Source organism: Pseudoalteromonas sp. S4741 (assembly GCF_005886135.1).
In the GTDB taxonomy this organism is placed as follows: domain Bacteria; phylum Pseudomonadota; class Gammaproteobacteria; order Enterobacterales; family Alteromonadaceae; genus Pseudoalteromonas; species Pseudoalteromonas tetraodonis.
Genome location: NZ_PNCN01000030.1, coordinates 71,314 through 95,350, shown reverse-complemented (window position 1 = coordinate 95,350; position 24,037 = coordinate 71,314). Strand labels below are relative to the sequence as shown.

The 24,037-nt window shown below is 41.3% G+C and carries 25 protein-coding genes and 2 pseudogenes; 14 read left to right on the top strand and 13 right to left on the bottom strand.

Annotated elements, in window-relative coordinates; translation table 11 throughout:
• Window positions 1-776: 776 nt before the first annotated feature.
• From CWC30_RS05235 to CWC30_RS05190, 9 genes are all read right to left on the bottom strand, one after another.
• The gene (locus CWC30_RS05235; protein WP_013464894.1) at window positions 777-1,655 is read right to left on the bottom strand and encodes a LysR family transcriptional regulator; all 879 of its coding nucleotides are present in this window, start codon (window positions 1,653-1,655) and stop codon (window positions 777-779) included.
• Between the two features lie 247 nt (window positions 1,656-1,902).
• Window positions 1,903-2,559 (bottom strand): 3-oxoacid CoA-transferase subunit B, encoded by a 657-nt coding sequence (locus CWC30_RS05225; protein WP_013464895.1) that lies wholly within the window; start codon window positions 2,557-2,559, stop codon window positions 1,903-1,905.
• A gap of 15 nt (window positions 2,560-2,574) precedes the next feature.
• Entirely contained in the window at window positions 2,575-3,273 is a 699-nt protein-coding gene (locus CWC30_RS05220) for a CoA transferase subunit A (RefSeq protein ID WP_138626606.1), read from the bottom strand.
• Between the two features lie 29 nt (window positions 3,274-3,302).
• Entirely contained in the window at window positions 3,303-4,199 is an 897-nt protein-coding gene (locus CWC30_RS05215; protein ID WP_069439439.1) for a hydroxymethylglutaryl-CoA lyase, read from the bottom strand.
• On the bottom strand, window positions 4,199-6,190 hold the full coding sequence (locus tag CWC30_RS05210) for an acetyl/propionyl/methylcrotonyl-CoA carboxylase subunit alpha (RefSeq protein WP_036982748.1): 1,992 nt from the start codon (window positions 6,188-6,190) through the stop codon (window positions 4,199-4,201). Before CWC30_RS05210 ends, CWC30_RS05215 begins: the two co-directional genes overlap by 1 nt.
• A gap of 8 nt (window positions 6,191-6,198) precedes the next feature.
• Window positions 6,199-6,969: an enoyl-CoA hydratase/isomerase family protein gene (locus CWC30_RS05205; RefSeq protein WP_016899945.1), complete on the bottom strand. Its 771-nt coding sequence runs from the start codon at window positions 6,967-6,969 to the stop codon at window positions 6,199-6,201.
• 12 nt (window positions 6,970-6,981) lie between these two features.
• On the bottom strand, window positions 6,982-8,589 hold the full coding sequence (locus tag CWC30_RS05200) for a carboxyl transferase domain-containing protein (protein WP_138626605.1): 1,608 nt from the start codon (window positions 8,587-8,589) through the stop codon (window positions 6,982-6,984).
• 10 nt (window positions 8,590-8,599) lie between these two features.
• On the bottom strand, window positions 8,600-9,775 hold the full coding sequence (locus CWC30_RS05195; RefSeq protein ID WP_013464901.1) for an isovaleryl-CoA dehydrogenase: 1,176 nt from the start codon (window positions 9,773-9,775) through the stop codon (window positions 8,600-8,602).
• A gap of 37 nt (window positions 9,776-9,812) precedes the next feature.
• Complete coding sequence (locus CWC30_RS05190) at window positions 9,813-10,247, bottom strand: MerR family transcriptional regulator (protein ID WP_008114692.1); 435 nt, start codon at window positions 10,245-10,247, stop codon at window positions 9,813-9,815.
• Between the two features lie 329 nt (window positions 10,248-10,576).
• On the opposite strand from CWC30_RS05190, the gene CWC30_RS05185 reads away from it, so the two are divergent.
• The 7 genes from CWC30_RS05185 to CWC30_RS05155 all read left to right on the top strand — a co-directional run bounded on the left by CWC30_RS05185 (window position 10,577) and on the right by CWC30_RS05155 (window position 18,226).
• A complete protein-coding gene (locus tag CWC30_RS05185; protein WP_138626604.1) occupies window positions 10,577-11,758 on the top strand; it encodes a thiolase family protein in 1,182 nt (393 codons plus the stop codon).
• 70 nt (window positions 11,759-11,828) lie between these two features.
• Window positions 11,829-13,319, top strand: a complete 1,491-nt coding sequence (locus tag CWC30_RS05180) for a CoA-acylating methylmalonate-semialdehyde dehydrogenase (protein ID WP_069439443.1) — start codon at window positions 11,829-11,831, stop codon at window positions 13,317-13,319.
• Between the two features lie 118 nt (window positions 13,320-13,437).
• The gene (locus tag CWC30_RS05175; protein ID WP_138626603.1) at window positions 13,438-14,595 is read left to right on the top strand and encodes an acyl-CoA dehydrogenase family protein; all 1,158 of its coding nucleotides are present in this window, start codon (window positions 13,438-13,440) and stop codon (window positions 14,593-14,595) included.
• A gap of 10 nt (window positions 14,596-14,605) precedes the next feature.
• The gene (locus CWC30_RS05170) at window positions 14,606-15,385 is read left to right on the top strand and encodes an enoyl-CoA hydratase (RefSeq protein WP_036982737.1); all 780 of its coding nucleotides are present in this window, start codon (window positions 14,606-14,608) and stop codon (window positions 15,383-15,385) included.
• Window positions 15,385-16,542 (top strand): enoyl-CoA hydratase/isomerase family protein, encoded by a 1,158-nt coding sequence (locus CWC30_RS05165; RefSeq protein ID WP_138626602.1) that lies wholly within the window; start codon window positions 15,385-15,387, stop codon window positions 16,540-16,542. Before CWC30_RS05170 ends, CWC30_RS05165 begins: the two co-directional genes overlap by 1 nt.
• A 4-nt stretch (window positions 16,543-16,546) precedes the next feature.
• Entirely contained in the window at window positions 16,547-17,446 is a 900-nt protein-coding gene (gene mmsB / locus CWC30_RS05160) for a 3-hydroxyisobutyrate dehydrogenase (RefSeq protein ID WP_138626601.1), read from the top strand.
• Window positions 17,447-17,455: 9 nt separating this feature from the next.
• On the top strand, window positions 17,456-18,226 hold the full coding sequence (locus CWC30_RS05155) for an SDR family oxidoreductase (RefSeq protein WP_036982730.1): 771 nt from the start codon (window positions 17,456-17,458) through the stop codon (window positions 18,224-18,226).
• Between the two features lie 86 nt (window positions 18,227-18,312).
• On the opposite strand, the pseudogene CWC30_RS18675 reads toward CWC30_RS05155, so the two are convergent.
• Window positions 18,313-18,417 (bottom strand): annotated as a pseudogene (locus tag CWC30_RS18675) (integron integrase); the annotation flags it as partial.
• Between the two features lie 633 nt (window positions 18,418-19,050).
• On the opposite strand from CWC30_RS18675, the pseudogene CWC30_RS05140 reads away from it, so the two are divergent.
• Window positions 19,051-19,254, top strand: a pseudogene (locus CWC30_RS05140) (DMT family transporter); the annotation flags it as partial.
• Between the two features lie 357 nt (window positions 19,255-19,611).
• On the opposite strand, the gene CWC30_RS05135 reads toward CWC30_RS05140, so the two are convergent.
• A complete protein-coding gene (locus CWC30_RS05135; RefSeq protein WP_036982727.1) occupies window positions 19,612-19,815 on the bottom strand; it encodes a hypothetical protein in 204 nt (67 codons plus the stop codon).
• 99 nt (window positions 19,816-19,914) lie between these two features.
• Here CWC30_RS05135 and CWC30_RS05130 point away from each other — a divergent pair, with 99 nt between their 5' ends.
• The 5 genes from CWC30_RS05130 to CWC30_RS18665 all read left to right on the top strand — a co-directional run bounded on the left by CWC30_RS05130 (window position 19,915) and on the right by CWC30_RS18665 (window position 21,457).
• Window positions 19,915-20,424: a GNAT family N-acetyltransferase gene (locus CWC30_RS05130; protein WP_036982724.1), complete on the top strand. Its 510-nt coding sequence runs from the start codon at window positions 19,915-19,917 to the stop codon at window positions 20,422-20,424.
• Window positions 20,421-20,546 carry a hypothetical protein gene (locus CWC30_RS19035; RefSeq protein WP_282447311.1) on the top strand — a complete coding sequence of 42 codons (126 nt, stop codon included), beginning with the start codon at window positions 20,421-20,423 and terminating at the stop codon, window positions 20,544-20,546. The genes CWC30_RS05130 and CWC30_RS19035 overlap by 4 nt, the downstream gene beginning before the upstream one ends.
• A 3-nt stretch (window positions 20,547-20,549) precedes the next feature.
• Complete coding sequence (locus CWC30_RS05125) at window positions 20,550-20,903, top strand: alpha/beta hydrolase-fold protein (RefSeq protein WP_248473869.1); 354 nt, start codon at window positions 20,550-20,552, stop codon at window positions 20,901-20,903.
• 109 nt (window positions 20,904-21,012) lie between these two features.
• The gene (locus tag CWC30_RS18670; protein WP_312842959.1) at window positions 21,013-21,288 is read left to right on the top strand and encodes an alpha/beta hydrolase-fold protein; all 276 of its coding nucleotides are present in this window, start codon (window positions 21,013-21,015) and stop codon (window positions 21,286-21,288) included.
• Between the two features lie 10 nt (window positions 21,289-21,298).
• A complete protein-coding gene (locus tag CWC30_RS18665) occupies window positions 21,299-21,457 on the top strand; it encodes a hypothetical protein (protein WP_248473868.1) in 159 nt (52 codons plus the stop codon).
• Window positions 21,458-21,777: 320 nt separating this feature from the next.
• On the opposite strand, the gene CWC30_RS05115 is transcribed toward CWC30_RS18665, so the two are convergent.
• Window positions 21,778-22,299 (bottom strand): TetR/AcrR family transcriptional regulator, encoded by a 522-nt coding sequence (locus tag CWC30_RS05115; RefSeq protein WP_028835232.1) that lies wholly within the window; start codon window positions 22,297-22,299, stop codon window positions 21,778-21,780.
• A gap of 111 nt (window positions 22,300-22,410) precedes the next feature.
• Here CWC30_RS05115 and CWC30_RS05110 point away from each other — a divergent pair, with 111 nt between their 5' ends.
• Window positions 22,411-22,593 carry a hypothetical protein gene (locus CWC30_RS05110; RefSeq protein ID WP_069439449.1) on the top strand — a complete coding sequence of 61 codons (183 nt, stop codon included), beginning with the start codon at window positions 22,411-22,413 and terminating at the stop codon, window positions 22,591-22,593.
• 96 nt (window positions 22,594-22,689) lie between these two features.
• Here CWC30_RS05110 and CWC30_RS05105 read toward each other — a convergent pair whose 3' ends face one another.
• A complete protein-coding gene (locus tag CWC30_RS05105; protein WP_138626600.1) occupies window positions 22,690-23,898 on the bottom strand; it encodes a porin in 1,209 nt (402 codons plus the stop codon).
• Between the last annotated feature and the right edge of the window lie 139 nt (window positions 23,899-24,037).

Below are 24,037 nucleotides of genomic sequence, written 5' to 3'. Positions count from 1 at the left end.
AGCTATTTACAGCGCTAACTACGTTGAATTTACTTGCAATAGGCGAGCTATTGACGCGTAATTTCGCCTTGTTTTCACTGGAAATCTCTGGCTAGAGAAAATAAACATAAATATCAATTTTGATTCAATACGTTAGTAAATCTCTTAACCAAAGTTCAGGTTAAGTAGATACTTAACGGTCGCTGCATTTCAATTGACAACATCTTCACACACAACAAAGATTCGGGGGGTTGTATTAGTACAAAACTAACTCTGGCTTATTGTTGTTGATGAGAATGAAAATAAAAACAACCCAAGCTCAGTCACCACCGGACTTGAGTTGTTTTTTACACTGACAACATCTTCACACACAATAAAGATTCTTAAGTTTATTGGCGGGTGTAAGGGTAAAAATAAAAACAACTCAAGCTAAGTCACCACCGAACTTGAGCTGTTTTTTACACTGACAACATCTTCACACACAATAAAGATTCTTTTTTACTAGCTCGTTGTTACAAACTAATGAAATCTGATTTAAGTAACACGTTTTATATTTTTTAGCGTGTTGCCGTTTGGTTGAGTTAACTTTAGAGCTTTTACTCAATTTCGACAAGCGATAAAAACAAAACTAATAAGTGAAAAAAACTAACTTATGGGGTTTTAGATTTTTTTAATAAATAAATCACTGATAAATAGTCGCTTTTGTTGTTGTTCCGGTAGGGGAATTTTAAAAATAAAAGTTGCACACTTTAAAATTAGCTAATAAGCGCTCAACAAGGAGCGCTTATTTGAATCTGCTATTTAGTTTGCCTAAAGGTGTTAATCACCCATTTTGCAAACAAATCGAGAGGGTGATTAGCGGTACTTGAGCCATGCTGAACTAAATAGTATTTGTCTTTTGTTGTTAGTGGTTGCTCAAACAGTTTGTAGAGCCATTGCTCATCCAGCCAGCTTTGACTTATTGGCAAAGGAATAAGTGCAATGCCCATACCTTGCTGTGCAGCCCGTGCTACGCCAAACATACTGTCTATTTGAATAATTTGTGCAGGGGAAAAGTCATCAATACCGACTTTTTCAGCCCATTGGTGCCATGCCCAAGGCCGGGCTTTGTGAACAATAAGCGGCACTTGATTGAGCGCCTGGCAGTGATCGTTTTGCCACTGATCGAGCAGCTTTTTATTACACGCTGGAATATATTCTAAATTAAATAACTCAGTAGCTAGCCCATCAAGCGGTTTGCTTGAAGATAAAATGATTGATAAATCACTTTGGCGAGTCAACTCTTTTCGTGTTTTAAGGGTGTCCATGTGTAAATTAATATTAGGATGCTCACTCGTCCACTCACTCAGTTTAGGCATTAGCAATTCACTGGCAAAGAACTCGGGCAGGGTAATGGTTAAATTTACATTTTGTTGTAACTGACTAAATTCGGTGATGGTGCTTTCCAGCATATTTATAATGGGGTAAATCGCTTCAAAAAAGTTTTTACCAGCTGGCGTTAAGCTTATGGAACGGGTTTGCCTTTGAAATAAATCAATGCCCAGCTGCTCTTCTAGCTGCTTTATTTGATGGCTGACCGCCGATGGCGTTAAATACAGCTCTTTGGCGGCATGTTTAAAACTTAAGCTTTTTGCGGCAAAACAAAAAGAGCGAAGGCCGCGAATAGGTGTTTGCATGGTATCCAATATAAAGTTATTTCAATCACCTTATTACAGGCAATTATTAAACCAAAAATAAAAGCTAACTATATCAGTTATTTAATTTTTTTATTAGGGTGAATTCACCTAAGTGGTGCGTTAAATTCTCACTATAGTGCAAAAACTAAAATAAAGGCAAAAAAAATCCCTCTTGCGAGGGATTTTGGGTAACTCAGCGCCATTGGCACTGGGAATGAGGTCGGTACAGGGTGAAATTGTGAGTGGTTTAAAACACCATCTCAGGAATATCACCGTCGACAAGCAACTTACCTGCCGTTTTACTAATAATTTCATCAACTGATACGCCTGGTGCGCGTTCTAGCAAATGAAATGCGCCGTCTTTAACTTCTAATACAGCTAAATCGGTTACTATTTTTTTAACACAGTTAACGCCCGTCAGCGGTAACGTACAGCTTTCTAATAATTTGGAATCGCCGTGTTTACTCGCATGGGTCATAGTAACAATAATGTTTTTTGCACCAGCAACTAAATCCATTGCTCCGCCCATGCCTTTTATTAATTTTTTAGGGATCATCCATGAGGCTATAGACCCGTTTTGGTCTACCTCAAATGCACCCAGAACCGTTAAGTCTACATGACCACCCCGTATCATGGCAAAACTATCTGCACTATTAAATATAGCTGCACCGGTAGCTGCCGTCACGGTTTCTTTACCCGCGTTGATCATATCTGCATCTACTGTGTCTTTGGTTGGGTATTCACCCATACCTAATAGGCCATTTTCGGACTGTAGCATAACTTCTATGCCATCGGGTACATAGTTTGCGACGAGTGTCGGAATACCTATGCCTAAATTAACATAGTACCCATCTTGTAGCTCTTGAGCGACGCGCATTGCGACTTGTTCACGTGATAATGCCATTTTAAGTGCTCCTGCTTAATCTCGTGTGGTAACACGTTCAATACGTTTTTCAAAGTTACCCTTGATCACGCGATTTACAAAAATGCCAGGGGTATGAATTTGACTTGGCTCTAGTTCACCGGGTTCAACTATCTCTTCCACCTCAGCAACGGTAATTTTACCTGCGGTTGCAGCCATTGGGTTAAAGTTCATTGCGGTATGGCGAAACACTAAATTACCGTAGCGGTCTGCTTTCCATGCTTTTACAATGGCAAATTCACCCGTGATTGACTCTTCTAAAATATAAGGGCGACCATTAAATTCTTTTATTTCTTTACCCTCAGCTACTGGCGTACCGTAACCCGTGGCGGTATAAAAAGCAGGAATACCGGCACCACCAGCACGCATTTTTTCTGCTAGAGTCCCTTGTGGTGTTAGCTCTACATCAATTTCGCCATTAAGTAGTTGTTGTTCAAAAAGAGCATTTTCGCCCACATAAGAGGCAACCACTTTTTTAATTTGTTTGTCTTGTAATAAAAGTCCTAAACCAAAGTCATCAACGCCGCAATTGTTCGATACGACCGTTAACTCTTTGGTTTGCATTTTTTTAATTTGGGCTATTAGTCCCTCGGGAATACCGCATAAACCAAAACCACCAGCGATGATAGTATCGCCGTCTTTTAAACCTTCCATTGCAGCTTCGTAACTCGAAACTACTTTATCAAAACCGGCCATGAGTGACTCCTCATTCTATGCTATTGCAATTATTGTGTGTGTAATGCCACTGAAACTTTACTAACAGGCTGTTTATTAAGCGCATTAGTAATTTGCCAACCTGCTTGTGCAAGCCTTTTTAAATCAATTCCATGTTCAATGCCAAGCCCTTGCAGTAAGTAAACAACATCTTCGGTGGCAACATTTCCTGACGCACCCTTAGCGTAAGGGCAGCCACCAAGGCCAGCAACGGCAGCGTCAACTGTTGAAATACCTAGGCTTAAGGCAGCGTAAATATTTGTGAGCGCCTGTCCATATGTATCATGAAAATGTACTGCAAGCTTACTTTTATCAATATGCTTGAGCAGCAATGTAAGCAGCTCAGTCACTTTACCTGCGGTGCCGACACCAATAGTATCGCCAAGGCTCACTTCATAGCAGCCAAGCGCTAATAACTTTTGTGCCACGTTTAAAACAACCTGAGGGTCAACGTCTCCCTCATAAGGGCAGCCTAAAACACAGCTTACATAACCACGAACGCGTATATTATTCGCTTTAGCAAAAGTCATTACCTCGCTAAAACGATCAATACTTTGCGCTATTGAGCAATTTATATTTTTTTGACAAAACGCTTCGCTGGCCGCCGTAAATATAGCAAATTCTTTAATACCAACAGCATGCGCAGCTTGTGCGCCTTTTAAATTTGGCGTTAAGGCACTTAAATTAATCTCTGGAAGGTCAAGCGCATTGATCACCTCGCTTGAGTCTGCCATTTGTGGCACCCATTTTGGGGATACGAACGCACCAGCTTCTATGTCTTTTAATCCCGCACCGGCGAGGGCATTAATTAGTGTTACTTTATCTTCAGTGCTGACGGTTTTTTCATTTTGTAAACCATCACGTGCACCCACTTCAACAATACGAACTTTGTTTGCAAAGGCACTCATTAAGCACCTTCCTGCACAGTCGTATCTTCAACAATGGCTAACAGTGCGCCGTGTGAAACTAGTTCACCTTCACCAAAGCAGTAACTCTGTAATATGCCGTCATGTGGTGCATTAAGTGTATATTCCATTTTCATGGCTTCGATAATAACAACGGCATCACCTTTGGTGATAGTGCTACCTACTTCAATTAAATGTTTTACTACCGTGCCATTGAGTGGCGCAGCGAGCGGCAGCGCGTCACTTTCGTGTGAACTAATATAATGCTTATCAACACATTCAAACTTAGTTTGCAGTGCTTTATTCATTACAGTAATTTCATTGTCAGTTATGTTGACATGCGCACTGTGCTTTTCACCGTTAATAAATACGTTGCACACACCATTATTTAGCGTCCCTTGAACCCTGTATACGCCCGCACTGTGTGTCACATTGTAACCCTGCGCTGTTTTGATAGCGCTAAGCGGTAAATCTACAAATGGGATTTTAATTGCCTGCGGTGCATTTAAAGTAAAGCCACTCAGTTGTTGCCAAGGGCTGGCACTATTGTTTTGTGCTTGGTGCGTGTTTAACGACTCTAAATAGGCAAAAGCAGCAATAAGCTGGCTTGATAGCAATAATGACTCATCAACCGTAGCGAGTGAATCACCTTGCTCAGCAATAAAGTGTGTACTTGGCGCGCCTTGTTTAAAGCTTTCGTGGCAAGCTAAGTTATGTAAAAAGCCAATATTGGTACTAAAGCCCGCTAAATGAAATTGTTCAAGCGCCTGTTGCAAACGAGAAAGCGCTTGTTCGCGATTATCATCATGAACAATTAACTTTGCAATCATTGGGTCGTAATAAGGGCTTATTTCATCACCTTGGGCAATCCCGGTATCTATGCGTACAAATTCACTATTAACGGGGACGTGTAACGCTTCAATGGTGCCTGAACACGGAATAAAGTCATTTGCAGGGTCTTCGGCGTAAATACGCGCTTCAAAGCTATGGCCTTGCAGTTGAATATCAGATTGCTTTAACGGCAGTGTTTGCCCGCCCGCAATATTAATTTGCCAATTTACTAAATCAACGCCGGTTACCATTTCGGTCACTGGGTGCTCTACTTGCAGGCGAGTGTTCATTTCCATAAAGAAAAATTCATTACCGCAAAGTAAAAACTCAACGGTACCGGCACCACGGTAATTAATGGCTAATGCACAGCGTACAGCCGCTTCGCCCATTTCTTTACGCAGCGCATCAGATAAACCTGGAGCAGGGGCTTCTTCAATCACTTTTTGGTGTCGGCGTTGTAACGAACAGTCACGATCACCCAAATAAACACAGTTACCGTGATTATCTGCAAATACTTGTACTTCAACATGGCGAGGTTGATTAACGTAGCGCTCTAATAGCACTAAATCGTTACCAAAACCGGCAATGGCTTCACGTTGGGCGCCTTCAAGTGCAGTTATAAAGTCTTTCGGCTTTTCTACCACTCGCATCCCTTTACCGCCACCGCCAAAGGCCGCTTTGATAAGAACAGGGTAACCAATTTTTTTAGCCTCAGATTGCAAAAAAGCAGGGTCTTGTTTATCACCATAGTAACCAGGTACTAAAGGAACGTTTGCCGCGGCCATTATTTCTTTAGCACGGGTTTTTGAGCCCATTGCTTCAATACTCGTTGCTGGTGGGCCAATAAAAGCAATGTTATGGGCTTCACAGGCTTTAGCAAATTCACTGTTTTCAGATAAAAAGCCGTAGCCTGGATGAATGCAATCAGCGCCACTGGCTTTAGCAACCTGCAAAATTTTATCTGCGACTAGGTATGAATCTTTACTTGGCGCAGCACCAATATGGTAAGCTTCGTCGGCCATTTTTACATGTTGCGCGTTTTTATCTGCATCTGAATACACCGCAACCGTGGTTAAGCCCATTTGCTTTGCGGTGCGCATAATACGACAGGCAATTTCGCCACGGTTAGCAATCAGAATTTTTTGTAATTGTACTGTGTTCATAATGCGTCCTAGAGTTGCCATTGGGGAGGGCGTTTATCAAAAAAGGCGCTCAGTCCTTCTTGGCCTTCAGTTGATACACGAATTTTAGCTATACGCTCTGCAGTCAGTGCAATTAGCTCTTCGTTTATCTCTTTATTGGCAACATCGTTAATAAGTGCTTTTGCGGCCTTAACGGCAATAGGGCCGTTATCAATCAAGGTTTGCAGCAAATTATCGAGGGCTGTTTCTAAGTTCCCAGTAATTTGATGCACTAAACCCAGTTGCTTTGCTGTGTGGGCATCAAACACTTCTGCAGTTAAAAAATATCTGCGTGCAGCACGCTCACCAATGGCCTTAATCACATAAGGGCTGATCACGGCAGGTATTAGCCCAAGTTTAACTTCACTTAAACAAAATTGTGCATCGTCTTTACTAAGTGCAATATCACAACAGGCAATTAACCCTAATGCTCCACCAAAGGCGGCACCTTGTACCGCACAAATTGTAGGATGCGGGCTCTGTGCTAATACTTGCATAAGTTTAGCCAGTTGCATTGAATCAGCTAGGTTATCGTTATAGTTATTATCTGCCATCGATTTCATCCAGGCTAAATCGGCACCGGCTGAAAAATGTTTACCTTCGGTTTTGAGGACTAAGGCACGAATATCGAGCGTATTAGCATGTTCAATACATTGAATAAGCTCATGGATAACGTCGCTATTAAATGCATTACGTTTTTCTGGGCGGCTTAAAACGAGTACAGCCACATTAGATTTTGTTATTTGTAGTGTTACTGACATTGTGCGCTCCGGTTACATTCTAAATACGCCAAACTTAGACTCACGCTGTGGTGCATTTTTAGCTGCAGTTAATGCAAGCCCCAACACATTACGTGTATCGACAGGGTCTATAATGCCATCATCCCATAAGCGGGCACTGGCATAATAAGGATGACCTTGTTGTTCGTATTGACTAATAATTGGCTTTTTAAAATCGCTAACTTCTTGCTCGCTCATGCTTTCGCCTTTACGGGCTAATCCATCTTGTTTAACTTGTGCCATAACACCTGCAGCTTGCTCACCACCCATGACTGAAATACGGGCATTTGGCCACATCCACATCATGGTCGGTTCAAATGCACGGCCACACATTCCATAATTGCCGGCGCCATAAGAGCCACCAATAAGCACGGTGAATTTTGGTACATCAGCACACGACACCGCCATCACCATTTTAGCGCCATGTTTAGCAATGCCTTCGGCTTCGTATTTTTTACCGACCATAAAGCCAGTAATATTTTGTAAAAATACCAATGGAATGTTGCGCTGGGCACACAGTTGAATAAAGTGCGCGCCTTTTTGCGCCGACTCACTAAATAAAATACCGTTATTAGCCACTATGCCCACAGGGTTGCCATAAATGCTGGCAAAGCCTGTCACCAGTGTTTCGCCAAAGTAACGTTTAAATTCATCAAAAGACGAGTCATCGATAGTGCGAGCTATTACTTCACGCACATCAAATGGCTTTTTAAGATCAGTACCCACAATGCCGTAAAGCTCGTTAATATCGTAACGGGGAGCTTTTACGTCATCTAATAATGGGGCGGTAGGGCGTGTGTAATTAATTCGCTCTATACATTGGCGTGCAATCGATAATGCATGCGCATCATTTTCTGCGTAATGATCGGCCACACCCGATGTTTTACAATGAACATCGGCGCCGCCAAGCTCTTCTGCGGTAACTTCTTCACCGGTTGCCGCTTTTACCAGTGGTGGACCTGCTAAAAATATAGTGCCTTGCTCTTTTACGATGATGCTTTCATCGGCCATAGCGGGTACATACGCACCACCTGCGGTACATAAGCCCATAACCACTGCAATTTGTGGAATGCCTTTACCCGACATACGTGCTTGATTGTAAAAAATACGCCCAAAGTGCAGTTTGTCTGGAAATACATCGTCTTGCTCTGGCAGGTTGGCACCGCCAGAATCAACTAAGTAAATACACGGTAAGTGGCAACGCTCAGCAATATCTTGTGCGCGTAAATGCTTTTTTACAGTAAGCGGGAAATAGGTGCCACCTTTAACTGTCGCGTCGTTTGCAATCACCATACATTCAACGCCTTTTACGCGACCAATACCTGCAACCACACCGGCACAAGGTATCTCTTGTTCATACACACCAAATGCAGCAAATTGCGATATTTCTAAAAAGGGTGAGCCTTCATCTAATAAAGTACTGATACGGTCACGAACAAACAGCTTTCCTCTGCTTTCATGGCGCTCTTTAAGTGCAGCGCCACCACCTAAGCTAATATTGGCAACTTTATCGCGTAAATCATCCACCAGCGCCGACATATTTTTGTGGTTTTGCACAAAACTAGGATCGTGGGGATTAACGCTCGATTTTAAAATCGTCATAAATTAATCCTTAACGGCTTTCAGTAAATAATTCACGGCCAATCAACATGCGGCGTATTTCTGAGGTGCCTGCGCCAATTTCGTATAATTTTGCATCACGCAGTAAGCGACCTGTTGCGTATTCGTTTATGTAGCCATTGCCGCCTAAAATTTGGATTGCATCAAGCGCCATTTTAGTTGCAAGCTCTGCAGCGTATAAAATTGCGCCAGCTGCGTCTTTACGGGTGGTTTCACCACGGTCACAGGCTTTTGCTACTGTGTACACATAAGAGCGCGCTGCATTCATTTGTGTATACATATCGGCAATTTTGCCTTGAATTAACTGAAATTGACCAATCGGGCTGTCAAACTGTTTACGTTCATGAATGTAAGGCACCACAATGTCCATACACGCTTGCATAATTCCTAACGGGCCTGCAGCTAAAACAACTCGCTCGTAATCAAGGCCACTCATAAGTACCTTAACGCCTTCGTTTAAGTTACCTAAAATGTTTTCTTCGGGTACTTCACAGTTATCAAAGACCAGTTCACAGGTGTTTGATCCGCGCATACCGAGTTTGTCGAGTTTTTGTGCGGTAGAAAACCCCGGGAATGTTTTTTCTACAATAAAGGCGGTAATCCCTTTAGCGCCGGCGTTTAAATCTGTTTTTGCATAAATAACCAGTGTATCTGCGTCAGGGCCATTGGTGATCCACATTTTATTGCCGTTTAAAATGTACTTATCGCCTTTTTTCTCGGCTTTAAGTTTCATTGATACAACATCAGAGCCTGCGTTAGGCTCACTCATGGCCAAGGCACCAATGTGCTCACCGCTAATTAGTTTAGGTAAGTATTTTTCTTTTTGTGCTTGTGATCCATTACGGTTTATTTGATTAACACACAGGTTTGAATGCGCACCATAGCTTAAGCCAATAGAGGCACTTGCACGGCTAATTTCTTCCATGGCAATAACGTGCTCTAAATAACCTAAACCCGCACCACCAAATTCTTCATCAACGGTCATGCCTAAAACGCCCATTTCACCCATTTGCGGCCAAAGTTGATTGGGAAACGCATTATCCAGATCTGTTTTTTCAGCTAGTGGGGCAATTTCCTGACTGGCAAAGCTGTTTACATGACTGCGGATCATGTCCGCTGTTTCGCCAAGACCAAAATTCATTTCTTTATATAGTGAAATAGTGCTCATGATTCATTCCTGTGTGTTTGATGACGTTTATTATATTTTATTCATCTATTTTGCTAAGCGTGTCGCGACAACGACGTTCTGCGGTAACCAACTCCATTAGTACAACTTTAATGTCGTCCATTTGTTGAGATAGGTCGGCCTTTTTTTCGCTGATGAGGTCAAGCATAGTAACTAACTGTTTAGCGCTTGATTTGTCTGCATCATACAGTTCAAACAAACGACCGGTTTCAGCCAAGGTAAACCCTAAACGTTTACCACGAAGTATTAACTTTAGGCGTACTTTATCGCGCTTTGAGTAAATACGTGTTTGGCCATTGCGCTCTGGCGATATTAACCCTTGGTCTTCGTAAAAACGGATAGAGCGGGTAGTAATATCAAATTCTTTAGCCAATTCGCTGATACTAAAAGTTTGTTCGTTTTTAGCCGGCTCGTTGGCTGAATTTGCAAAGTTTGTTTGATTATCTGATTTCATTGTAATGTTTACCTCATTCGAATATCACCAATATAAGTGAAGTTTACGTAAAGGTAAAGTGCGATTTAATTGTTATACTTTAGACGTACAAAATAAAGGCGGGTTTACAGTAGAAGTTGAGTGTTTATAAACGTTATAAGCCATTTATGGAGGTTGTAATACATTTTTAGCAAGCTTGCTTTACAGTTTTTACACTAATTAGAAAGTTGATTTTAGATTTACGTTGGCGTAAACGTAAATTTTATGTATGCTCGTATTTATCAGATTAGTTTAAACATTAAGCTAAACATAATAAAACATGTTTGCGTTAATTGAAAATGGAGCCTTTTATGTCTTTCGAAAGCGTTGTAATTGTAGCAGCAAAACGCACCCCAATGGGTGGATTTATGGGCGCACTAAGTGATGCGCAGTCTACCGAACTAGGTGCTACAGCTATTGCAGGTGCACTTGCTCAAACGGGGTTAAGCAATGATGCAATTGATGAAGTGATTATGGGCTGTGTATTGCCAGCTGGCTTAGGCCAAGCGCCTGCACGTCAGGCTATGCTTAAAGCAGGGCTAGCACTAAGCACAGGCGCTACCACAATTAATAAAGTATGTGGCTCGGGTTTAAAAGCGACCATGTTAGCGAATGACCTTATTAAAGCAGGTTCTATTGAATCAGCCATTGCCGGTGGTATGGAAAGTATGACCAATGCGCCTTATTTTATTCCTAAAGCCCGTGGCGGTATGCGTATGGGCCACGGTGAAATAAAAGATCATATGATGAGTGATGGCCTTGAAGATGCTTACGACAATAAAGCAATGGGTTGTTTTGCTCAAGACACAGCCGATGAATACGGTATTGGCCGTGAGCAAATGGATAATTTTGCATTAAGCTCACTGACTAAAGCAAAAGCTGCAATTGAAAATGGCAGTTTTGAAGCCGAAATTACACCGCACACTATTAAAACACGTAAAGGCGATGTCACCGTTTCTATTGATGAGCAACCTGGTAATGCTCGCCCTGAAAAAATCCCAAGTTTACGTGCAGCATTTAAAAAAGACGGCACCATTACTGCGGCAAACTCATCGTCTATTTCAGATGGTGGCGCAGCACTGATTTTAATGAGCGAATCAAAAGCAAAAGCAGAGGGTTTAACACCACTTTGCAAAATTGTTGCTCACAGCACGCATTCTCAAAAACCCAGTGAATTTACCGTAGCGCCTGTTGGTGCAATGAACAGTGTGCTTGAAAAAGCAGGGTGGACAACCGCAGATGTTGATTTATGGGAAATTAACGAAGCGTTTGCCATGGTTACCATGCTAGCTATTAACGAGTTAAAGCTTGATGAGAAAAAAGTTAATGTTAACGGTGGCGCCTGTGCATTAGGTCATCCTATTGGTGCTAGCGGTGCGCGTATTTTAGTAACACTTATCCATGCACTTAAAAACCGGGGTCTTAAAAAGGGCGTAGCCTCTTTATGTATTGGTGGCGGTGAAGCCGTTGCCATGGCCGTAGAAGCACTTTAACTAATAATAAAGCCGCAGCAACTATAACAAAAACGCTGCGGTCCCCAATTTAATCAATAGGATTTTAATTATGCACCAAGTACCCTTACTCATTAACGGCGAATTTATTCAATCAACTTCAAATGAACTAATTGATGTTGTAAATCCTGCTAATCAAGAAGTGTTAGCGCAAGTACCTTGTGCTACAGACGCTGAAATGGACGCGGCTATTGCCTCTGCCAGTGAAACGTTTAAAACCTGGAAAGACGTACCAATTACAGAACGTGCGCGCATTATGATGAAATACGCGGCGCTGTTAAAAGAAAACCATGATGAATTAGCCACTATTATTTGTCATGAGCTAGGTAAAACATTTGAAGATGCAAAAGGCGATGTGTGGCGTGGTATTGAGGTGGTTGAGCAAGCTGCTAATGCACCATCGTTAATGATGGGCGAGACGATGGAAAACGTAGCGCGTAAAATCGATACCTATTCATACATGCAACCACTGGGTGTATGTGCAGGTATTACCCCATTTAATTTTCCGGCCATGATCCCACTTTGGATGTTCCCACTGGCAATTGTGTGTGGTAACACCTTTATTTTAAAGCCGTCTGAGCAAGACCCACTTACGCCTATGCGCTTAGCTGAGCTATTTATTGAAGCCGGTGCACCAAAAGGCGTGTTACAAGTCGTGCACGGTACAAAACCACAAGTTGACCGCTTATTAGAAGACAAAGCCGTTCGCGCTATTTCGTTTGTTGGCTCGTGTGGTGTGGGTGCATACATTTATTCTAAAGGCACACAGCACCTAAAACGTGTGCAAGCGTGTGTTGGCGCTAAAAACCACATGGTGATTATGCCTGACGCGAGTAAATCGCATGTTGTTAATAACTTAGTAGGCGCATCAGTTGGTGCGGCAGGCCAGCGTTGTATGGGTATTTCAGTGGCGGTATTTGTTGGCCAAGCAAAAGACTGGGTTGATGAAATTAAAGCTGGCTTTGAAGGTGTACGCCCAGGGGTTTGGGATGATGCAGACGCTGCTTATGGTCCGCAAACATCACCTGCAGCAAAAGCGCGTATTTTATCATTGATTGCCGATGGTAAAGCGCAAGGCGCAACCTGTTTAATTGATGGCTCTGACTTTACTGTTGAAGGGTTTGAGCAAGGTAACTGGGTAGGTCCAACGTTATTTACTGATGTAACCAAAGAGATGAACTTGTACAAAGAAGAGATTTTTGGCCCAGTACTGGCGTGTATGTTTGTAGATACCCTTGAAGAAGCCATCGCCCTTATTAACGAAAGCCCTTACGGTAACGGTACCTCACTATTTACATCAAGTGGTGCAGCTGCACGTAAGTTCCAACACGAAATTGAAGTGGGTCAAGTGGGGATTAATGTGCCTATTCCTGTGCCGTTGCCATTTTTCTCGTTTACTGGCTGGAAAGGCTCATTCTACGGCGATACTCACACCTATGGTAAACAAGGTATTCGTTTTTACACAGAAACTAAAACTATTACCTCTCGTTGGTTTGAGGATGACATTGCCTCAGGTCCAAACATGAGTATTAATCTTAAATAATATTGCACTGAATAATTAATAAAAAAGAGGGGCACAACACACAGTGTTGTCGCTCCTCACTAATTACTCCCTTGATGGGATGCACCGACAACAAACAAAACACAACAAGAGGTCTACCATGGACTTTAACTTATCTGAAGATCAACAAGCTTTTGCGCAAACGGCGCGTCAATTCGCAGAATCTGAACTAGCACCACATGCAGCCAAGTGGGATCGCGAACATATTTTCCCAAAAGACACAATTAAAGCCGCTGGTGAGCTTGGTTTTTGTGGTTTATACACCCCAGAAGAAGCCGGTGGTTTAGGTTTATCTCGTTTAGATTCAAGCATTATTTTTGAGCAACTTGCACTGGGCTGTACTGCAACAACGGCAATGTTAACCATTCATAATATGGCAACCTGGATGATCGCAAGCTTTGGCACCGATGCAGTAAAAGACAAATACGTTGAGCAATTGGTAATGGGTGAATTACTGGCATCGTACTGTTTAACTGAGCCAGGTTCTGGCTCTGATGCTGCGTCGTTAAAAACTAAAGCAGTTCGCGATGGCGATGAGTATGTTATTAACGGCTCAAAAATGTTTATTTCAGGTGCCGGTGAAACAGAAATATTAGTGGTCATGGCGCGTACAGGGACAGATGGCCCAAGCGGCATTTCAGCGTTTGTTGTACCAGCAGATGCCAAAGGCATTGAGTACGGCAAAGCAGAAGAAAAAATGGGCTGGAATGCACAGCCCACACGTTTAATTAGCTTTGAAGATGTGCGTATTCCAGCCGCAAACTTATTAGGCCAAGAAGGTGAAGGCTTTAAATTCGCCATGCAAGGTTTAGACGGCGGCCGTATTAATATTGCCACTTGCTCTATTGGTACAGCCCAAGCGGCACTTAATACCGCACGTGAGTATTTAAAAGAGCGTACCCAATTTGGTAAGCCATTGGCTGCGTTTCAAGCGCTACAGTTTAAAATTGCCGATATGAATACCGAGCTTGTAGCAGCACGCCAAATGGTGCGCTTAGCGGCGTTTAAACTTGATACTAACGACAGTGAAAAAACCACTTACTGTGCTATGGCTAAACGCTTTGCAACCGATGTAGGTTTTACTGTTTGTAATGACGCGCTGCAAATTCATGGTGGCTACGGATACATAAAAGAATACCCGCTTGAGCGCCATGTTAGAGATGTACGTGTTCATCAAATTCTTGAGGGCACTAACGAAATTATGCGTGTGATTATTGCGCGTCGTATTTTAGCCGAATCAGCCAGCGAAGTTTTATAAGGAGATTAGTATGTCAAATCCTAGCATTGAATTAACTATTGAAGGCCATGTAGCTATTTTAACTATGTCGAATCCGCCAGCGAATACCTGGACTAAAGACACCTTAGTGGCGCTTAAAGACACGGTTAACCAATTAAATACCAATAAAAATATTTATGCATTAGTACTGACTGGTGAAGGCGAGAAGTTTTTTAGCGCCGGTGCCGACCTCAATGTATTTGCCAGTGGCGATAAAGGTGTCGCTGCAGATATGTCATGTGTATTTGGTGAAGCGTTTGAAGCGTTAACTAATTTTAGAGGCGTGTCGGTTGCAGCCATTAATGGTTATGCAATGGGTGGCGGCCTTGAAGTAGCACTTGCTTGCGACATTCGTATTGCAGAAGAGCAAGCACAAATGGCATTGCCTGAAGCAAAAGTGGGTTTATTACCCTGTGCTGGTGGAACGCAAAACTTAGCATGGCTTGTTGGCGAGGGCTGGGCAAAACGCATGATTTTATGCGGTGAGCGCTTAAAAGCCGATAAAGCCCTACAAATTGGCTTAGTGGAAGAAGTGGTTGCACAAGGTGAAAGTTTTGCAGCAGCGCTAAAACTGGCAAACCAAGTGGCAGAGCAAAGCCCATCGTCGGTTGCTGCGTGTAAAACATTGATTCAAAAAGGGCGTCATCAACCTATGGCAAATGCGTTGCCACTGGAACGTGAACTGTTTGTTGGTTTATTTGATACCGAAGATCAGCAAGAGGGCGTGAACGCCTTTTTAGAAAAGCGCAAAGCTAATTGGGTGAATGGCTAATGAGTGAATTAACCCGTTTAAATTCAGCTGATGCTGCCGTGGTATTTGAAACGGCAACCACAGACAATGGCCGACTCATTGGTTTTGCTACGCTTAACGCGCCTAAGTCATTAAACGCGTTAAATTTTGAAATGATCAGCTTACTCGAGCCGCAACTACAGCAATGGGACAAAGACGATAACATTGCATTAGTGGTTCTTAAAGGCGCAGGTGAAAAAGCATTTTGCGCCGGTGGCGATGTAGTGAGCTTACACAAAGCAATGAGTGAAGGTAAACCGAGCTCACTGGTTGAAGAGTTTTTTACTCAAGAGTATCAGCTCGATTACCTTATTCATTGTTACAACAAACCCATTTTAGTCTGGGGTAACGGGATTGTAATGGGCGGCGGTTTAGGTTTAATGGCCGGTGCCAGTCATCGTGTGGTTACCGAAACATCACGCATTGCCATGCCAGAGCAAACTATTGGGCTTTACCCTGATGTAGGCGGCAGTTATTTTTTACATAAAATGCCCGCCCATGTTGGTTTGTTTTTAGGGCTGACCTCGGCATCTATAAATTGTGAAGACGCTAAGCTTGTATCGCTTGCCGACCACTTTGTAAATGCCGATAAGTACCCAGAGCTTGTTGAAGCATTACTCAATACAAAATGGGGTAAAACAGCAAGCTTAAACCACGACAAGCTAAGTAACTTGCTAATTGAGTTAGATAACAACTCTAGTCGTATGCCCAAAGGTAATTTAAAAGCAAACTTAAGCTTGATTCAAAAGCTTGGTGAGTTTGACACATTAGAGCAGCAGGTAGATTACATTTTAAACCTAACCACTGATGACAAATGGCTACAACGCGCACAAAAATCGTTGGCGCATGGTTGCCCATTAAGTTGTGCCTTAGTGAGTGAGCAGCTCAAACACAGCAAAGGTAAAACGTTGGCAGAGTGTTTTAAAATGGAGCTTGCGATGTCGGTTCGTGCCGCTGAAGTGGGCGAGTTTCAAGAAGGTGTACGTGCCTTACTAATCGATAAAGACGGTGCGCCACACTGGCAGTTTAAAACGTTAGCTGATGTACCAAAAGAAGTGGTAGAGAGCTTTTTTGCAAATCGCTTTGGCGAGCAACATCCGCTAGAGCCGTACTTTTCTCAACTTAATTTACAAGGGTAAAGCGATGAGTAAACTCAATATAGGATTTATTGGTTTAGGTAACATGGGCGGCCCAATGGCGGCTAATTTAATTAAAGCTGGCCATACGGTGAGCGTGTTCGACCTAAGTGCTAATGCAGTGAACGAGCTAGTTGAAAAAGGTGCCAGTGCAGCAAAAGATGCACAAGCCTGTGCAACCAACGTTGATGTGCTAATTAGCATGCTACCGGCAAGCAAACATGTTAAATCACTTTATTTAGGCACAGACGAGCAATCGGGTTTAATTAAAATACTGAGTAAAGGCACCTTAGTGATTGATTGTTCAACTATAGATGCACAATCAGCCCGTGATGTAGGCCATGCACTTGGCGAACAAGGTATTGCGTTTGTTGATGCACCGGTTTCGGGTGGTGTAGCAGGTGCAACAGCAGGAACGCTTACGTTTATCGTTGGTGGTGAGCAAGCTGCATTTGATAAAGCGAATTCTGTATTAGTCGATATGGGTAAAAACATATTCCATGCTGGTGATATTGGTGCAGGGCAAGTTGCCAAAATATGTAACAATATGCTGTTGAGTATTTTAATGGCAGGCACCAGTGAAGCCATTCAAATGGGCATTAATAACGGCCTCGACGCAAAAGTACTTAGCGACATAATGAGCGCAAGCTCGGGTCGAAACTGGACGTTAGAACTTTATAACCCCTGTCCAGGTGTTATGGATACCGCTCCTGCAAGTAATAATTATAAACCTGGCTTTATGGTTGATTTAATGGCTAAAGACTTAGGCCTTGCTATGGAAGCAGCGCAGCAGAGTAATTCACTAACGCCAATGGGCTCAATGGCTAAAAATTTATACACTATGATGCAGCACCAAGGTGCGGGTAGTGATGATTTTAGTGCCATTTTTAAATTGTTTTCGAAGTAGGAAAGTATCGTGGAAATAAAAAATAATACCGTAGTGATTACCGGTGGCGCACAAGGCTTAGGTTTTGCAATGGCGCAAAGGTTTGCCTTAATGGGCGCTAATATTGCCTTAATTGATATGGCACAAGCACAGTTAAATGAAGCAACCGAGCAGCTATCTGCATTACAAGGCGTAACGGGTACTATAAAAGGCTACAGCGCTAATGTAACCGTTGAGAGCGAAGTTGAAGACGTTTTTAATACCATTAATAGTGACTTTGGTCACATTGGGGTATTAATTAATAACGCCGGCATTTTACGCGATGGCATGTTTATAAAAGCCAAAGATGGCAAAGTGGTTAAAAAAATGTCGCTTGATCAATTTCAATCAGTGATTGACGTTAACCTAACAGGTGTATTTTTAGCCGGGCGCGAAGCGGCTAGCCACATGATTGAATCAGGCAAAGGCGGCGTAATTGTAAATATGTCGAGCGTAGCGCGTGCAGGTAATATTGGTCAAACTAACTATGCTGCCTCAAAAGCGGGTGTTGTGGCACTAACCACTACATGGGCTAAAGAACTTGGCCGTTTTGGTATTCGCGTTGGTGCCATTGCCCCAGGTGTTATTAGCACCGCCATGACCGATGCAATGAAGCCAGAAGCCAAACAGCGCATGCTAGCAGTAACCCCTGTAGGGCGCTTAGGTGAAACCGCTGAAATAGCCCATACTGCTCAGTATATTATCGAAAACGACTTTTTTACTGGCCGCGTGGTAGAAATAGACGGCGGTATTCGTTTGTAATTTGTCAGCTCTCATTTATTTATTGGAAGCACAGCTCAAGCGAGTTGTGCTTTTTTGTTTTCAATAGGGGAGGTTTATAACCTTGATTATAACCTTGAAAAAGGGCTAACAACCCCGTTAGCACCTTGTTGTAAAACATGCGTATAAATCTGTGTAGTACGTATGTCATTGTGGCCTAACTGTGTTTGGGGCGATCTTAGGCTTTTTCTCCCTTTCACTATCAACAGAGATGTCACTGTGCTGGCAGTCTGGACGAAGGGGCGGAATGACGAAGCATTTGGCTACATGGGGCAATTCTGGAAATACCTTCAAATTCATCGTGAAGATCTGAGTCAGCCAAAGACAATCATTCTCGGCGATTTTAATAGCAATGTGCGGTGGGATAAGCCGGACCGATGGTGGAATCACTAAGACGTAGTAGCTGAACTCGGCGAGATGGGTTTCAAGAGCGCGTATCATCGTGCCTTTGAGGAAGAGCAGGGCAATGAGTCCAGGCCAACATTCTTCTTGCAGCGGAACCGCGAGAAGGCGTACCACATTGATTACATTTTTACCTCTTCAGACTTTCCAGAAAAATGTGATTTGAAGATCGGTCAGCATGATGAGTGGATTTCAATCAGTGTTCACGTGCCGTTGACGCTGAGCATCAACAATTAACAATCGGCTGCACAGCGACCGATTTTCCGTCGCTTCGCGGCTCCAAACCGGCGCGTGAGCCGGGCGTTAGATGCTTCATGTGCTCACAGTTTTTTTGAAAGAACAAGACTGCTTATTTCTTGAATATTAGTATATTCTTGCGCGAGATATAAAAACCGGAGAAAGCTATGAAGAACTGGATATTTTTATCCGCGGCTATCATTTGTGAGGTAATTGCAACATCTAGTCTGAAGTCTAGTGAGGGTTTTACTAAATTAGCTCCTTCGTTACTTGTTGTTGCTGGTTATGGTGCAGCGTTTTATCTGCTTTCACTCACTCTCAAATCAATTCCTGTTGGAATGGCATATGCAATTTGGTCAGGGCTTGGAATGTCTCGCTATTTTAATTACGCTGATCTATTCACCTTTACTTTATGCGAAAGAGAATGATATTCAGTTTAAATGGAAGTTAATTGAAATTATTGCATCAGATATAGATACAATAAAAATTGATAATTGAGGTATTCTCCAAATAATGAAAAAACATCGGAATAGATACTACCCTTACACGAGGGAAGGCAAAATATTACATGTAATTTCGGGAGAAGTAGTTAGAAAATAGGAAGTGTTACATGTTGATGAGCATAACCTTCGTCTAGATTCCCCACTCGGTATTTATGTTTTAAAACGTTAATAATGAAAATCTTTAAGGCTACAAATAACTGCAGCCTTTTTTCTATTACAAGTACCTTACTTATCTTGTTGTTCACGCGCTAATTGATTAGGTAATAACTGCTCTACAATTTCACGTGCTGGTAAGGTATAACGAACGCCATCAAACATAACCGATGTAAACTCGTTAATATTAGTAATGCCGGTAAGGGTCCAACCTTCACCACGTTTTGGGCAGTAAACAGTAGTAGTTGGTTGTATTACTTTAAAATTGTCACTCATAGTTTATCTCAATTAATGCTTGTGAATACGGTATGGTAAGTTAATAATGACGCTCTATAAAGTGCTATTTAAAGCGCGTTTACTTTATTTGGCGTAGGCATGTTTAAAACTATAAAATTACCCCGCGTTACCTTACGTTTAATTACCCACAAACACGGCGCAGCGCTATTAACAATTTTAAATAATCCACTCGTTTATGAGTTTAACGATTATAAAACCCCGCTAAATAAACAGCATATTAAGCAGTTAATTCAAGATGATATATCGAGTTATTACCAAGGTGAAGGTGTTCGGCTTGCAATTGAACATAATATGAGTGGCAAACTACTGGGAACATGTGGCTTATATAAAATATGTAAACAAACCAAAAGTGCTTATATTGGTTTTGAACTGGATCCACTCTATTGGCAGCAAGGCTTAATGCAAGAAGTACTTAAAGGCTTTGTCAGTGAAGTGCATAGCTCTTTAAACATTGAGCACTTATATGCAGAAATTCATGGCAAAAATGTTCGCTGTTATAACTTACTCACTAAACTTGGCTTTGTATTTAACCAGCAACTTAATAACGGCGTATGGCATAAGCAATTAACTAAAATGGATGGCACATGAGAATTAAAAAAGCGATTATTTTAAATGTATTGTTAGTTGTTAGTGTATTTGGGTTTGTAATAACTGGGTTTAGTTATTATCAAAATAATGTTTCAGACTTTGTTGATGTAACCCTAGATTAGAAAGTGCTTAATGAGTCTTATAAGGTATTTATAAGGTTACCCGATGATTTTGACAAAAATAAAGCGTATCCACTTATTATAAAAACAGATGGTTATTTTAATTTAGCTAATTGGGATAAGGCACTAAAAGCATTAAATACTGAAAGCATATTAAATGAGGCTATTTTAGTTGCTATACCTAATCAGTTTTTTATCGATACGCGAAATCGTGATTTAGTACCACCTTATGCAAGGAAAGACGTTAATACAAATCCTCGGTCTAAACATGAAACTTCGCCAGAAATTTTTGGTAAAGCTGATTTGTTTTTTGCTTTTATAGAGCAAGAGCTACTTATACCAATCCGCAATAATACTTAATCATTTTGCGGGGCTAAACGTGTCGCTACCTGTGTTAAAAAACTCTCATTTAGAACAACTAAATAGCGATTTTTTTGCCTAGCTATCAACTCGTTTTTTCAGCCTCAAAATAGACCACTTAATTAAGCGAATTGGTATTACTTATTTAAAGGCTAAATACAGGTTAACTGAAAACCGTATATTAACGGGATTTTCGGCAGGGGGCAGTTTTACTTTATATACGCTGCACACCAAACCAATGCTATTTAATGGTTACTTTGCATTTAGTCCTGCGCCTTGGTACGACGATATGACCGTAGTAAATCATTTTAATACCTTTTTACAAGCTAAAACACAAAGCTACTATAGAACCCACCTTATTATATTTTACTGTTGGCGGGGCTGAACATAAAGTAATGCTTGAGGCGTATGATAACTTAGAGCAAAGTTTAGTAAGCCATACTAGTAACTGGTTAGGGTGGGGGAGTAAAGTAAACCCTGATGCAAAGCATAATGATAATCCAGCATTGAGTATTAAGGGGGCTTTAACGGGCTATGATGAATTTATTAATTAAGAGTAGCACTAGTAAAACGGCTTAACTGTATATATGTACAGCTAAGCCGTTTTGCTAGAAATTACCTTATTTTATGGTGTAAATGGCTGGCTGGTGGATGTAAGGTAATACACGAAAGAACACATCATACTAAATAGTGTTTAAATGTAATCATTAGCAATGAGGTAATATAAATTATCAATTTACTCATAAGTGGAGTGGTGGGTTTATAACGCTTATTGAGTTTGGCTATCTGAGTCGTTAAATAAAGAATTTAAATAACAAAAAAGGTGGACGGTGCTTTATTTATATCAGCACCGGTCTATACCTTCAGGACTTAATTACAAAAGCGCTATTTTATTACTTAACTGTCTAAGCATATTTTCAGCATTAGGTAAGGGGTCGTTTAACCCATCTATTAAGGTCATAAAATAACAGTCCATCATTACGCTTGCTTTTGTTTCATCAAACTTCGGTTGTTCACTAAAAAGCAGTTGTTTAAATTCATCCATCTGCGCTTTAAAAAAAGACGTTCTCCAAATGATGTCGCTAATTAATAGCTTACTAAATTCACTATTTTCACAATAAAAAGAATAAAGCGGATGAGCGTAATGACGTAACTTTAAGCGAGGGGAGTGCTGCGTATCTAACTGCTTTGCTTGGTTAATAATAACGGCTATTTGTTGTTGCATACCGGCCATCAATAAATCAATTTTATTTTCAAAATGACTAAACACTGTACCTACAGCAACATTGGCTGCAACCGCTATTTCTCTTGTTGATGTGTGATCGTAACCTTGCAGCAAAAATAATTCCCATGCTGAAGCTAAAATTTTATCGCGTGTCTTTTCTTTTTTACTCATTATATTTCAATGCTTTACTTGTTTGTTTAATAAAAGAGCTAAGTCATTATTTGATTAATTGAGCGCGCTCAATTAATATTGTGAGCACGCTCATTTTCATAAGGATGTTACATGAAGTTTATCAAACGTGTTATTGGTTATATACTTTTTATTCCACTAATTTATTTTTATTCTTATTTGCTAGGGCCAATATTAAAAGCAGTTTTAGTCCCAGGAGGGGTTGCTTTTTTATGGCTTATTCTAGGGCCAACAGAGGGGACGCGTGCGTTAAAAAAAGCATTTAAGAAAAAATAGCTCAAGCTTCAACTAAACAAATCGAAAAAAAGCCCTGCTATTTTGCAGGGCTTTAAGTTTACCTTTGTGATTTTAAGCTTGAAAGCTCAACTGATATTAAAGAACGTATCTAAAACCAAAAGCAATACCGTCATCTTCAGATTGCTCCATTAGCGCTTGCTGCTGTTTATTATTACTTTCAAAATCACCAAAGTCTTTACGTGCTTCTACATAAAGTTTGGTGTTTTGGTCAATTAAGTAATGCACGCCAATAACAGCAAATTGACGCTTAAATACATCATTAGGATCGGCATTAAAGTTTGGTTGAATTACGTAGTCATCACCTGCATCAAATAAGTTATAGGCAATAAATGGTCTAAAATCGTTATCAAAGCGATACGACACAAATGTTTCAATACCAATCGCATCTTTAATTAAACGACCTATGTTATCTGTATCGTGGTTTTCGTTTTTGTTGATATTAGCGGCTACATACAAGCCTGGCGCATCAATATTGCCCCAAATAACACCTGCACCATAAATTGAATCGTCAACAGAGCGGGTTGTTCCGTCGCCATACGTTAATTCAAACTCGCCGCGGTTAATACCCGCGGTCAGTTTTAGCTTATCAGTCAAGTTATAGGTTACTGCACCGCCAAACGTATAGTTAAATTCAACTTGTTGTGCAGCAGCATCTCCAGACTCAAAATTTGCTTGGCATTGTGATTCTGTAATATTGCTTACATCACAAGTATAAAAAGCGCTGTTTTTTAACTGAGTTTGAACACTAAAGTCAAAGTCGTTGTAGCTATTACGGTATTGCAGTGTTTTATCACCACGACCAGTACCATTTACTGCACCATCGTCTTTGTTGTAAGTGTAAACACCGGCAGCGTTACCATCCCATACATAGCTGTAGTTTGTTGCATACACAACATCAAACCACGCACCCCATTGTTTACCAATCGTAATTTGGCCGTATTTATCGTGTTTAAGTCCTGCATAACCTAAACGATTATATAAAAACTCATCTTGAATAGATTCAAAACGGTTGTTGTATACAATATCGCTACTGCCAACAGGGTTGACACCCCATTCAACTAAAGCCATTGCTTCCCAGCCGTTTTTTAGTTGGCGTTTAAAATCAAAATTAATTCGTGAGGCACCATTGACGATTTCGTTTTGACCTTGAGTATTTATCACTCGCGCATCAATATATCCGCCTACTGCGACTGTATTTTTTTCATCCTTAAACACTTCTACTGCTGAAACAGTTGGAGCAGCTAAAATACCCGCAATTGCTAGCGATACTAATTTTCTTTTCATTGTGTGTGCCTTGCCTAAATTAAAGACGTTTTTATAATTACTAAATTCGAAGTCATGCAGACTAGCAAAGCAATAAAAGGCTCAAAAGTGAAAAATTATCAATGATAATTAGCACAAAACACTCGGCTTGTTCATTTTA

What these genes read in the sequence shown, in the direction of transcription:
- CWC30_RS05235 (WP_013464894.1), bottom strand. Translation starts at nt 1,655, where the DNA reads ATGCAAACACCTATTCGCGGCCTTCGCTCTTTTTGTTTTGCCGCAAAA.
- CWC30_RS05225 (WP_013464895.1), bottom strand. Translation starts at nt 2,559, where the DNA reads ATGGCATTATCACGTGAACAAGTCGCAATGCGCGTCGCTCAAGAGCTA.
- CWC30_RS05220 (WP_138626606.1), bottom strand. Translation starts at nt 3,273, where the DNA reads ATGGCCGGTTTTGATAAAGTAGTTTCGAGTTACGAAGCTGCAATGGAA.
- CWC30_RS05215 (WP_069439439.1), bottom strand. Translation starts at nt 4,199, where the DNA reads ATGAGTGCCTTTGCAAACAAAGTTCGTATTGTTGAAGTGGGTGCACGT.
- CWC30_RS05210 (WP_036982748.1), bottom strand. Translation starts at nt 6,190, where the DNA reads ATGAACACAGTACAATTACAAAAAATTCTGATTGCTAACCGTGGCGAA.
- CWC30_RS05205 (WP_016899945.1), bottom strand. Translation starts at nt 6,969, where the DNA reads ATGTCAGTAACACTACAAATAACAAAATCTAATGTGGCTGTACTCGTT.
- CWC30_RS05200 (WP_138626605.1), bottom strand. Translation starts at nt 8,589, where the DNA reads ATGACGATTTTAAAATCGAGCGTTAATCCCCACGATCCTAGTTTTGTG.
- CWC30_RS05195 (WP_013464901.1), bottom strand. Translation starts at nt 9,775, where the DNA reads ATGAGCACTATTTCACTATATAAAGAAATGAATTTTGGTCTTGGCGAA.
- CWC30_RS05190 (WP_008114692.1), bottom strand. Translation starts at nt 10,247, where the DNA reads ATGAAATCAGATAATCAAACAAACTTTGCAAATTCAGCCAACGAGCCG.
- CWC30_RS05185 (WP_138626604.1), top strand. Translation starts at nt 10,577, where the DNA reads ATGTCTTTCGAAAGCGTTGTAATTGTAGCAGCAAAACGCACCCCAATG.
- CWC30_RS05180 (WP_069439443.1), top strand. Translation starts at nt 11,829, where the DNA reads ATGCACCAAGTACCCTTACTCATTAACGGCGAATTTATTCAATCAACT.
- CWC30_RS05175 (WP_138626603.1), top strand. Translation starts at nt 13,438, where the DNA reads ATGGACTTTAACTTATCTGAAGATCAACAAGCTTTTGCGCAAACGGCG.
- CWC30_RS05170 (WP_036982737.1), top strand. Translation starts at nt 14,606, where the DNA reads ATGTCAAATCCTAGCATTGAATTAACTATTGAAGGCCATGTAGCTATT.
- CWC30_RS05165 (WP_138626602.1), top strand. Translation starts at nt 15,385, where the DNA reads ATGAGTGAATTAACCCGTTTAAATTCAGCTGATGCTGCCGTGGTATTT.
- mmsB (WP_138626601.1), top strand. Translation starts at nt 16,547, where the DNA reads ATGAGTAAACTCAATATAGGATTTATTGGTTTAGGTAACATGGGCGGC.
- CWC30_RS05135 (WP_036982727.1), bottom strand. Translation starts at nt 19,815, where the DNA reads ATGAGTGACAATTTTAAAGTAATACAACCAACTACTACTGTTTACTGC.
- CWC30_RS05130 (WP_036982724.1), top strand. Translation starts at nt 19,915, where the DNA reads ATGTTTAAAACTATAAAATTACCCCGCGTTACCTTACGTTTAATTACC.
- CWC30_RS19035 (WP_282447311.1), top strand. Translation starts at nt 20,421, where the DNA reads ATGAGAATTAAAAAAGCGATTATTTTAAATGTATTGTTAGTTGTTAGT.
- CWC30_RS18665 (WP_248473868.1), top strand. Translation starts at nt 21,299, where the DNA reads ATGCTTGAGGCGTATGATAACTTAGAGCAAAGTTTAGTAAGCCATACT.
- CWC30_RS05115 (WP_028835232.1), bottom strand. Translation starts at nt 22,299, where the DNA reads ATGAGTAAAAAAGAAAAGACACGCGATAAAATTTTAGCTTCAGCATGG.
- CWC30_RS05110 (WP_069439449.1), top strand. Translation starts at nt 22,411, where the DNA reads ATGAAGTTTATCAAACGTGTTATTGGTTATATACTTTTTATTCCACTA.
- CWC30_RS05105 (WP_138626600.1), bottom strand. Translation starts at nt 23,898, where the DNA reads ATGAAAAGAAAATTAGTATCGCTAGCAATTGCGGGTATTTTAGCTGCT.